The sequence below is a fragment of the Pseudomonas sp. HP_08 genome (assembly GCF_055284095.1).
On the sequence record NZ_JBTOQC010000017.1, the window covers coordinates 102,543 to 112,835 of the forward strand.

Sequence of the window (10,293 nt, forward strand, 5' to 3'; positions counted from 1 at the left end):
ATTGTAGCCAGAGCGCCACTACGGCAAGCCGCGAGTGGCGTGCGCTGTTTATGGCTTGCGCATGCGGCTCTGGATCGCCAGCTTGATCAGTGGCATCAGCGTGACGCTCAATTTGATCAATCGGCCCAGGCCGCCAGCGCGTGCAGGTGCTGCACGTTCACGGCCCCGGCCTTTGCCGCCGAGAAAGCCCAGCAGGGCAACGGCGCCCACACCCCACAGCGGCGCGTGGCGGATGCCCAGCGTGCCGGGAATGTCACGTGTCATGCCACGCACCCGCTTGAACGGCTGCATCAGTTGCGTGGACTCATGGCGGATTTCCTGACGGTGCATTTCCATGCGCAGGCGAACCAGCGCCTTGCGCAGCTCGCGTCGGGTATTGCCTTGGTGTGATTTTGGTTCACTCATGGCAGCAGTCGCTCACGGTCGTTGGCCAGTTCTTCGAGCGTGGCGCTGAACGGCGAGGACTCATCGAAGATCGCCGCCCGCATCCGCAGGGCAAAGAACACCAGTGCCAGAAAATAGAAGACGCACAAGCCAATGATGCCGACCAGACGGTAGCTGTCCCACAGCACGATCAGCACCAGTGCCGACAATGCAGTCAGCAACAGCAGGGCAAACACCAGGGCTAGACCTGCAAACAGCAACAGGTGCAACGTGCGGGCCTTCTGCTCCTGCAATTCAATGCCGAACAGTTCGATATGGCTGTGCATCAGGCCAATGAAAGCGGCGCCCAGACGCCGCGGTGAAGGACCCTGCGCCGCCTTCGCAGCGGCGTCTTGTGCTTGCGGATCCATGGCCTTAACGCCGGGATGCCAGCAGGCCGATCAGGAACCCGGCACCTGCGGCCAGGCCCACCGACTGCCAGGGATTGTTCTGCACATAATCTTCTGTGGCGATGACGGCAGCTTCACCACGCTGGCGCAGGGAATCTTCGGTTTGTTTCAGGGTTTCGCGAGCGCGCAGCAGGCTGTCCTGAATCTGGTCGCGCAAGATGTCGGCCTGTTCGCCGGCAAGAGAGGCGGTGTGATCCAACAGCTTTTCGGTGTCGGCAACCAGGGTCTGGAAGTCGGCCAAGAGAATTTCCTGAGCATTCTGAGCAGTACGGCGGGCCATGGTGTTCTCCGTGAATGGCATGTAGGGATTGAGAGTAGAGCGTTTCGCGGAAGGTTCAGTTCGATTGCCTTTCCAGTGTTCGATAGCGCGCTGGTACAGCTTTTGCTTCGCCATGGTGCGTTGCGTGGCGTGGTTGCGCCAAACAGGCGCGGCACTGGGCGCATACCCTACGCCAAAACTCTAAAAACCGAGAAATATCCGAAGCACTTTTCTCTTCATGCCCTCACTCGGGGCACTGCCGATGGATCGGGTTACCTGCGTATTGCGCCAGTTCGGTGCGCGCCGGTTGAAGAATGTATCGCTTTGGTGCTTTCAAGAACCTGCAGGTCTGCCTTTTCAATGGAAAATTTGCAAAGCGCCGTGGACACCTTGGTCCATGGATCCAACACCCTGTTCCTGCTGCTGGGCGCGGTCATGGTCCTGGCCATGCACGCAGGCTTCGCGTTTCTCGAAGTCGGCACGGTCCGGCAGAAGAATCAGGTCAATGCCCTGTCGAAGATCCTCAGTGATTTTGCCGTGTCGACCCTGGCGTATTTCTTTGTCGGCTACTGGATTTCCTATGGCGTGACCTTCATGCAGCCGGCGGCGGTGCTCAATGCCGATCATGGCTATGGCCTGGTCAAGTTCTTCTTCCTGCTGACCTTTGCCGCAGCCATTCCGGCGATCATTTCCGGTGGTATCGCCGAGCGTGCGCGTTTCGTGCCACAGCTGTGTGCCACGGCGTTGATCGTGGCGTTTGTCTATCCGTTGTTTGAGGGCATGATCTGGAACCGCAACTATGGGCTGCAAGCCTGGTTGCTGGAGCGCTTCGGCGCCAGCTTCCATGACTTTGCAGGCTCCGTGGTGGTGCACGCCATGGGCGGCTGGCTGGCGCTGGCGGCGGTGCTGCTACTGGGCCCGCGCAACGGTCGCTACCGTGACGGGCGTCTGGTGGCGTACCCGCCGTCGAGCATTCCGTTTCTGGCGCTGGGTTCGTGGATCCTGATCGTTGGCTGGTTCGGCTTCAACGTCATGAGCGCCCAGACCCTGCCGGCGGTCAGTGGCCTGGTGGCGGTCAACTCGCTGATGGCGATGGTCGGCGGCACCGTCGCCGCGCTGCTGGTCGGGCGCAATGACCCGGGCTTCTTGCACAACGGCCCGCTCGCCGGTCTGGTGGCAATCTGCGCAGGCTCCGACCTGATGCATCCGGTCGGTGCGCTGGTGACCGGCGCGATTGCCGGCGGCCTGTTTGTCTGGAGCTTCACCGCCGCCCAGGTGCGCTGGAAAATCGACGATGTGCTCGGTGTCTGGCCGCTGCACGGTCTGTGCGGCGTATGGGGCGGCATTGCCTGCGGCATCTTTGGCCAGGAGGCACTCGGCGGCCTGGGCGGCGTGAGCCTGATCAGCCAGTTGATCGGCAGCCTGCTGGGCGTGGTCGTGGCGCTGGTTGGTGGGCTTTTGGTGTATGGCGTGCTCAAGCGTGTGGTGGGCCTGCGTCTGAATCAGGAGCAGGAGTACTACGGGGCTGACCTGTCGATTCACAAGATTGGTGCGGTCAGTCAGGACTGACTGCCGAGGCGCATGGACGCGCCCTCTACAAACTCAAATGCATCGTCTTATTCCATATTCGTATTTAAATACCAAAATTAAATCGAGTTAGGATATATGGCATCGGGCTACCGGAGTTCTCACTCAATAATGATCAGATGATCGCCACCGTTCTCCATACGGATCGCTCGTCAAGGCCAGGCCCTGTGCCTGGTTAAAGGGATTCAAGGGGAGCGGTATGAGGAGCTTCAAGCAACACCTGCTGGTCACGGCCATCGTGTCGGCCAATCTGCTGGCGTTCGGCACTTCTGCGGGGGCAGAAGAGGCGGGCGACCAAGGCGCAACATCAGCCAGTTCGACATTGAGCACGGTGATTGTCACCGGCACCCGCACCCAGGAACGCACGGCCAGTGCCTCGCTGTCGCCGATCGATGTGATCACTGGCGACACCTTGCGCAACAGTGGTTCCGGAGAGCTGGGCGCGGTGCTGGCCAAGCTGATTCCGTCGATCAACTTTCCGCGTCCCAGTCTGGTCGACGGCGCCGAACTGACGCGCCCTGCGCAGTTGCGCGGGCTGTCGCCGGACCAGGTGCTGGTGCTGGTCAACGGCAAGCGCCGGCACACCTCGGCGTTCGTCAACCTGGGCGGTGCGGTAGGGCGCGGCTCGGCACCGGCAGACTTGAACGCGATTCCGCTGTCGGCCATCGAGCGCATTGAAGTGCTGCGTGACGGCGCCTCGGCGCGCTACGGCTCGGACGCGATTGCCGGGGTCATCAACGTCATTCTCAAGAGCGCCGACCATGGCGGCTCGGTGTCCACCGGCTTTGGCCAATACACCAAGGGCGACGGCATTCAGCGCAAGGTGTCGGGCAATACCGGCATTGCCCTGGGCAGCGACGGCTTTATCAACCTGTCGGCCGAAGGCGCCAACAACGATTACACCGACCGTGCCGGCAACGATTTTCGCGCCGCCAGCATCGGTTCGACCACTTACGGCCAGCATGTCTTCCGTCAGGGTGAGCCGGCCACCGAAGAGGGCAAGCTGCAGTTCAACAGTGAATACAGCTTCAATGACGCGGCCGAGTTCTACACCTTTGGCGGCTACAGCAAGCGCCGGGGCGAGACGGCGGCGTTCTATCGGGCCAGCAATGCCTCGAACAACAACCCGGCGATCTTCCCCAACGGCTATCTGCCGCTGATTCGCGGCACCCTGGAAGACACCACTCTGGTGGCCGGCCTGCGCGGTGAGCTGGCGTTCGACTGGCACTACGACCTGTCGGCCAACTACGGCAAGAACAGCTACGAGATTCGCACCAAGACCATCAACACCTCCCTGGGCCTGAACACGCCGCGCTCGTTCTATAACGGCACGCTGACCAACGATCAGAAGCAAGTGAGCCTGGACCTGTCGCGTGAATTCAGCGCGGCCTGGCTGCCAAATCCGGTGTCGGTGGCTTTCGGCACCGAATATCTGCGCCAGGGCTATCAGATCGAGGCCGGTCAGGCCGAGTCGTATTTCCAGAGCGGCAGTTCGGGACTGGCCGGTTTCCGCGATTCCGATGCCGGCAGTTCGTCGCGGCATAACTTCGCCCAGTACCTGGACCTGGAAACCAACTTCACCGACAAACTCAGCGCCTCGGCGGCGGTGCGTCACGAGGACTACAGCGACTTTGGCTCCAACGTCAGCGGCTCGCTGTCGGCACGTTATGACTTCACCCCGCAGGTTGCCTTGCGCGGCAGTGTGTCGACCGGCTTCCGTGCGCCATCGCTGGCCCAGCAAGACTTTGCCTTCACGTCCTCGCAACTGATCGGCAGCACGCTTCAGGAAGCGGGTACGTTTCCGGCCAGCAGCCGCGTTGCGCAACTGCTCGGTGCCGAAGACCTGGAAGCGGAAAAGTCGCGCAACTACAGCCTGGGCCTGGTGCTGGAGCCGCTGGATAACCTGACCGTGACCGCCGATGTGTACCGCATCGACATTCGTGACCGGATCTCGCTGTCATCCAACCTGGTGCTCAACAACGCGGCCACCAACTACCTGCGCGCCAACGGCGTAGGCGACATCAACTACACCACCGTGCGCTATTTCACCAACGCCACCGACACCAGCACCGACGGCGTCGACCTGGTGGCCAACTACCGTTACCAGTTCGACAACGGCGTGCGCTGGAACAGCACCCTGGGCTACAACTACAGCCACACCAAGGTCACCGACGTCAAAGCCAACCCGGCGGTGCTCGATCAACTGGGCGTCAATCTGCTGCGTGTCGACCGTCGCGAGCGCATCGGCCTGCTGGGCGATACCACGCCCAAGCACAAGCTGAGCCTCGGCAACGACTTCACCTTCGGCAACTGGGCGTTGCATTCCAATCTGGTGCGTTATGGCGAGTTCACCAGTTACCAGGCCGACCCGGTCAACGACCAGACCTATAAAGCCGCCTGGCTGCTGGACCTGGCGCTGGACTACAACCTGCGCAACTGGACCTTCACCGTCGGCGGCGACAACGTCACCGACAAGTACCCGGAAAAACAGAACGACTTCACCAACAGCGGCGGCAACCTGGCCTACAGCACCTATTCGCCTTATGGCTATAGCGGTGCGTACTACTACGGCAAGGTGACCTACAACTGGTAAGACGAGGGGCGCATGCTGTGCAGGTTCCAGAGCGCCTGCCTCATCCGATACGGGTGACTGGCAAGGTGTTCTGGTTCTGCCGCGCTCGTTCGCTCCACGAAACCACATGGCTGGCCTTGTTCCAGCGCACCTTGCTGATGCCGTTCAGGGTGGCTCTGGTGATGGCGTCGTCCAGCGTGCGTAGAAATACCGTGGTGCCCACGCATTCTCCGTCGATGAGCAAGGCGGCTTTCCAGGCGTCGAATTCGCTCATGGCGTTGCGGTTGAGGACGAATACTTTTTTGAGTCCGTGCTTTACATAGTGAATCTCATACGTGTCCTGCATGTGCCTGCCTGAGGGGCCCTGCCTGTGTGAGGATGCGAAATATTATCATCGATGGCAGGCCGATGATGAACGGAACGAAGCCGGCCACCCCACAGTCAACGCTGTATCCCCCCCACTCATCAGGTACAGCTCATGGCACGCGATATCACCGACAAACTGGCCGACGATCTGAAGGTCAAGACCCGCTCGGAACTCAGCACTTTTCTGGACGAAGCCGATGCGCTGCTCAAGCGTGGCCGCACTATTCGCGCTGATCGCGGGCCACAATCGCGGCATTTGCTGGGGCAACTGCTGGACCGTGCCGAAAACCTGCTGTCGCCCAAGCAGCCGCGCCCGCTGGACGGCCCTTCGAAAGTCGAGCAGGCCACCGTGTTCATCAAGGCCAATCCGGTCAAGTCGGCGGCCATTGCCGTGGGCGTCGGTCTGATTATCAAGCGTCTGCTGTCGAACCGCTGAGACCTTGATCTGCACGCCGGGCGCAAGACCCGGCGTCAGGCGTCACGCAGCAGGTCGAAGGTATTGAGCAATTCCCAGGCAATATGCGGGCGCTTTTCAAGGCCGCGACGAATTGCAGCGGGAATCGACTGGCGGGTCTTGCGGCACAGGCCGGGCAGTTCATCCATGTGAATGCCGATACCGCGCATGGTTTTCACCTCGTTGAAGCCAGGCGCAATGTGAACCCGTACGCCCAATTGTTCGAAGATCCGCTGTTGCAGATGCTGCAACTGGCTGAGGCTTTCGACGTTTTCCAGGCGTTCGAGCAGCTTTTGTTCCTGCTCGCGGGTCAGCAGCAGGATGCGCTGATCGGCGCCGGCCGTGTCCAGCCGTTCGCGCCCGCAATTGCAGGCGCCGGGCGGGCAGGGATGGCGAATCGGGTTCGGGCTCATGTGTCCAAGCATAGCGATTCGTATCCGGATATGACCAGCGCCACGCGCCGCACCGCGCCTGATGTGCGAGCCAGACACCTGCTGTCAAGGTATGTGCCACTATGCCGTTCGATTACCGCCCATATAGCACAAGGGCTCGATTGACGCTTGTCACACGGCGCCCTTACTCTGACGCCAGCAGCGGCCCGACAGAGTGCCGCGACCTGATTAGCCTCTGCCTTTGCCACGATGCCAAGCGCAGACCCACAAGAATAATTACAAGAGTGCCTTGCCTTATGGATAGTCGCCTGCTCAGTGAGCGCAGTCGGGTGTTCGACCGTGCCGACCCGCATGCGGTGTCGAGTTACGTCAATCAGCATGTGGGCACGCACAACATCCGCATGCCTGCGGTCGGTCGTCCCGAAGCCAGTCTCAACCATTGCCAGTTTGCCAGCCTGGACCTGTGCCGCATCAGCTACGGCGGCGGTGTACGGGTGACCTCTCCGGCGCTCGAAACCATCTTTCACCTGCAGATCCTGCTGCGTGGCCATTGCCTGTGGCGCGGCCATGGCCAGGAGCATTATTTTGCGCCGGGTGAACTGCTGTTGATCAATCCCGATGATCCGGTAGACCTTACGTATTCGGACGACTGCGAAAAATTCATCCTGAAAATGCCCGTGACCCTGATCGAGTCAGTGTGTGCCGAGCATCGCTGGCAGCACCCGCACGATGGCGTGCGCTTCACGGAAAACCGCTATCAACTGGGGCGTCTGGACGGCTTCGTCAACTTGCTGGCAATGGTTTGCCAGGAAGCCGAGGCTGAAGAGCGGCTGTTGCGGGTGCAGGAGCATTACGCGCAAATCGTCGCCAGCAAGATGCTGACCCTGATGAAAACCAACGTCAGCCGCGAAAATCTTGTGGGGTCGTCGGCAGTGTTCGAGCGCATCAGCGATTACATCGAGCGCAACCTCAAGCAGGACATCGACATCGAAGCGCTTGCCGGTCAGGCCGGGGTCAGCCTGCGCAGCCTGTATGGGTTGTTCGAGCGGCATGCGGGCGTGACGCCGAAACTGTATGTGCGCCAGCGCAAGCTGCAGCGTATTCATGCCTGCCTGAAAGACCCGGACTGCCGGGTGCGCAATATCACCGAACTGGCCATGGACTATGGCTTCTTGCACTTGGGGCGCTTTTCGGAGAGCTACCGCAACAGCTTTGGCGAATTGCCCTCCGATACGCTGAGGCGGCGATCTGCGTAGGATCGCCGCCCGGTCCGCTTACAGCACCGAGATCGGATAGCTCACGATCACCCGGTTCTCGTCGAACTGGTTGGTGCTGTAATCGCGGCGCATGGTCGAGTTGCGCCACTTGATGCTCAGGCTCTTGAACGCGCCTTGCTGGAACACATAGGCCAGTTCCGACTCGCGTGCCCATTCTTCGCCATCGGTGATCGCGCCGGTGTGCACGTTGTCACCGCTGATGTAGCGGTTCATCAGGGTCAGGCCCGGCACGCCCAGTGCGCTGAAGTCATAGTCGTGCCGCAGCTGCCAAGAGCGCTCCTTGGCGTTGTCGAAGCTTGAGTTGTAGCTGTCGTTGGCCAGGGTGCCGCCGCTGGTGCCGTTGACGCGCATCCACAGGTTATCGCCGCTGACTTTTTGCAGGCCGACATAGAACGTGCTGCCGCCGTAACGCGCCGAGAGCATGAGCGATGCGGTCTTGTTGTCCAGGTCGCCTGCCAGTGCCTGGCCGTCTTCCTTACCGATGAAGTAGCCCAGATTGGCGCCCAGCACCCAATTGCCGACCGGCTGGCTGTGCTGCACGTTGTAGTACTGCTGCTGGTAGATGTCTTCGAGCTGTCCGTACCAGACACCGAGCGTGGTGCGCTTTTCATTGAAGGTGTATTCGCCGGCGGCGAAGTTGAAGCGGTCTGAGGTGATACCGGCCCGGCCGTTCATGAACATGTCTTCCATGCTGGCATCGTTGCGCGGGCTGTTGGCGCGGAACTGGCCGCCGTACAGGGTCACGCCGTCGATTTCCTTCGAGGTGATCTGCGCACCCTGGAAGGTCTGCGGCAGCGAGCGACCGTCGTCGGAACGCAGGATCGGCAACACCGGCATCCATTCGCCGACTTTCAGTTCGGTCTTGGAAAAGCGTGCCTTGCCGGCCACCGCCAGACGTCCGAAGTCATCGGCAGGGCGACCGTCACTGTGGATCGGCAGCAACTGTGTGCCGCCCGAACCCTTGCCGCCGTCGAGCTTGAGCGAGTACATGCCCAGCACATCGGCACCGAAACCTACCGTGCCTTGGGTAAAGCCGGAGCGGGCGTCGAGGATAAAGTTCTGCGTCCACTCCTGCGCGCCGCTCTGCGCATTGGCCGGGTCGACGAAGTTGCGGTTGATGAAGAAGTTGCGTAGGTTCAAACCGACCTTGGCGTCATCGACGAAGCCTGCGGCGTGGCTGACCGTCGGGATCAGTGCGGTGGCGGTGAACAGAACGCAGAAGCTGCCCTTGGTAGTGCGGGAAGAGGAAAAGCGCATGGCGATGCCTTTTTTGTAGTTATAGGTCGATTGAAACGAATGCGGTGCTGCTGCCTGAAATAGTGCTGGGCATGAACGTGGCCTGCAATTGTTTGGAAACGTTACAGGGCGATTATCGCACGTTAATTAACTGGTTAGAACATTATAGACAAGACGCAACAACGACTGACTGAGACGCTTGCAGAACAGGGCGTCGTGCCAGCGGTCAGCTATAACAATGTTTGTCTGCCCATCACTTTGCCTGCCGCCGATTCATGCCTGCTTTACGTATAAAGCCTAAGGAAGCCCAATGAGCACGACCAGTACGCCCGTGTCCGGCGTCAACCATCCCCTCAAAGGGATTACTTTCATCCTGTTGGCCACGTTTCTGTTTGCCAGTCATGACACGCTGTCCAAGTACCTGTCAGGCTTTTATCCGGTGATGCTGGTGGTCTGGGCGCGGTATGTGGTGCACACCCTGTTGATGGCGTTCATCTTCATGCCTTCGTCGGGCTTGCGGGTGTTGCGGACCAAGCGGCCGCTGTTTCAGGTGCTGCGCGCGCTGGCTTTGCTGGGCACCAGCCTGCTGTTCACCAGCAGCCTGCTGTTCATTCCCCAGGCCGAGGCGACAGCCGTCAACTTTCTTGCGCCCTTGCTGGTGACGGCGCTGTCGGTACCGCTGCTGCGCGAGCAGGTTACCCGTGGCCAGTGGTGTGCGGTGATCGTGGGTTTTATCGGGGTGGTGGTCATCATTCACCCGGGCGGCGAACTGTTCACCCCGGCGATTCTGCTGCCGCTGTCGTCGGCACTGTGCTTTGCCTTCTATCAACTGCTGACCCGGCTGGTGAGCCCTTATGACAGCCCGACCACCAGTAACTTCTTTGCCGGGTTGTTCAATACCTTGGTGATGAGCGCTCTAGTGCCGTTCTTCTGGCAGACCCCGGAATTCAAGCACTGGCCGTTCTTGCTGGCGCTGGGGGCTTGCGGCATGGGCGCGCATTTGTTGCTGACCCAGGCGTTTCGCTACGCGGCACCGGCGATGCTGGCGCCATTCAGTTATTGCCAGATTGTTTTTGCCGGGTTGCTGGGGTGGCTGGTGTTTGATCACATGCCGCCGCTGGATGCGCAGATCGGTATTGCGATTATCTGTTTGAGTGGATTGGCGGCGGCTTGGCAGCAGCGCAGGAAGAGGTAGGCCTTGAGAGAGGTTCCGGCCCTCTTCGGGCCGGGTTACTTTGTCATGGCAAAGTAACCAAACCGTTTGCTCCTGGCTGGGCCCCTTCGGGGTACCCTCACTCCGGCGCCACTCCATCGGGC

At 60.6% G+C, this 10,293-nt stretch carries 11 protein-coding genes; 5 read left to right on the plus strand and 6 right to left on the minus strand.

Annotation, left to right across the window (positions count from 1 at the left end; genetic code table 11):
* Positions 1 to 48 precede the first annotated feature (48 nt).
* Genes ACYAS9_RS16935 through ACYAS9_RS16945 form a run of 3 tightly spaced genes read right to left on the minus strand, consistent with a single transcriptional unit; the run spans position 49 to position 1,113 of the window.
* A complete protein-coding gene (locus ACYAS9_RS16935) occupies positions 49 to 405 on the minus strand; it encodes a hypothetical protein (protein ID WP_463569421.1) in 357 nt (118 codons plus the stop codon).
* Positions 402 to 794 (minus strand): phage holin family protein, encoded by a 393-nt coding sequence (locus tag ACYAS9_RS16940; protein ID WP_463569422.1) that lies wholly within the window; start codon positions 792 to 794, stop codon positions 402 to 404. Before ACYAS9_RS16940 ends, ACYAS9_RS16935 begins: the two co-directional genes overlap by 4 nt.
* Positions 795 to 798: 4 nt before the next feature.
* Complete coding sequence (locus ACYAS9_RS16945; protein WP_463569436.1) at positions 799 to 1,113, minus strand: ElaB/YgaM/YqjD family protein; 315 nt, start codon at positions 1,111 to 1,113, stop codon at positions 799 to 801.
* A 339-nt stretch (positions 1,114 to 1,452) separates the two neighbouring features.
* On the opposite strand from ACYAS9_RS16945, the gene ACYAS9_RS16950 reads away from it, so the two are divergent.
* Both ACYAS9_RS16950 and ACYAS9_RS16955 read left to right on the plus strand, forming a co-directional pair.
* On the plus strand, positions 1,453 to 2,661 hold the full coding sequence (locus ACYAS9_RS16950; RefSeq protein ID WP_463569423.1) for an ammonium transporter: 1,209 nt from the start codon (positions 1,453 to 1,455) through the stop codon (positions 2,659 to 2,661).
* 217 nt (positions 2,662 to 2,878) lie between these two features.
* Positions 2,879 to 5,272: a TonB-dependent receptor plug domain-containing protein gene (locus tag ACYAS9_RS16955; protein WP_463569424.1), complete on the plus strand. Its 2,394-nt coding sequence runs from the start codon at positions 2,879 to 2,881 to the stop codon at positions 5,270 to 5,272.
* Positions 5,273 to 5,312: 40 nt separating this feature from the next.
* Here the strand turns inward: ACYAS9_RS16955 and ACYAS9_RS16960 are convergent, their stop codons facing one another.
* Positions 5,313 to 5,597 (minus strand): hypothetical protein, encoded by a 285-nt coding sequence (locus tag ACYAS9_RS16960; RefSeq protein ID WP_463569425.1) that lies wholly within the window; start codon positions 5,595 to 5,597, stop codon positions 5,313 to 5,315.
* 132 nt (positions 5,598 to 5,729) lie between these two features.
* On the opposite strand from ACYAS9_RS16960, the gene ACYAS9_RS16965 reads away from it, so the two are divergent.
* The gene (locus ACYAS9_RS16965; protein ID WP_463569426.1) at positions 5,730 to 6,053 is read left to right on the plus strand and encodes a hypothetical protein; all 324 of its coding nucleotides are present in this window, start codon (positions 5,730 to 5,732) and stop codon (positions 6,051 to 6,053) included.
* A 35-nt stretch (positions 6,054 to 6,088) separates the two neighbouring features.
* Here ACYAS9_RS16965 and ACYAS9_RS16970 read toward each other — a convergent pair whose 3' ends face one another.
* On the minus strand, positions 6,089 to 6,484 hold the full coding sequence (locus ACYAS9_RS16970) for a hypothetical protein (protein WP_463569427.1): 396 nt from the start codon (positions 6,482 to 6,484) through the stop codon (positions 6,089 to 6,091).
* A gap of 275 nt (positions 6,485 to 6,759) precedes the next feature.
* On the opposite strand from ACYAS9_RS16970, the gene ACYAS9_RS16975 reads away from it, so the two are divergent.
* Positions 6,760 to 7,719, plus strand: coding sequence for an AraC family transcriptional regulator (locus ACYAS9_RS16975; RefSeq protein ID WP_463569428.1), 960 nt, complete (start codon positions 6,760 to 6,762; stop codon positions 7,717 to 7,719).
* Positions 7,720 to 7,737: 18 nt separating this feature from the next.
* Here ACYAS9_RS16975 and ACYAS9_RS16980 read toward each other — a convergent pair whose 3' ends face one another.
* The gene (locus ACYAS9_RS16980; RefSeq protein ID WP_463569429.1) at positions 7,738 to 8,997 is read right to left on the minus strand and encodes an OprD family porin; all 1,260 of its coding nucleotides are present in this window, start codon (positions 8,995 to 8,997) and stop codon (positions 7,738 to 7,740) included.
* A 289-nt stretch (positions 8,998 to 9,286) separates the two neighbouring features.
* Here ACYAS9_RS16980 and ACYAS9_RS16985 point away from each other — a divergent pair, with 289 nt between their 5' ends.
* The gene (locus tag ACYAS9_RS16985; protein ID WP_463569430.1) at positions 9,287 to 10,171 is read left to right on the plus strand and encodes a DMT family transporter; all 885 of its coding nucleotides are present in this window, start codon (positions 9,287 to 9,289) and stop codon (positions 10,169 to 10,171) included.
* Positions 10,172 to 10,293: the final 122 nt, after the last annotated feature.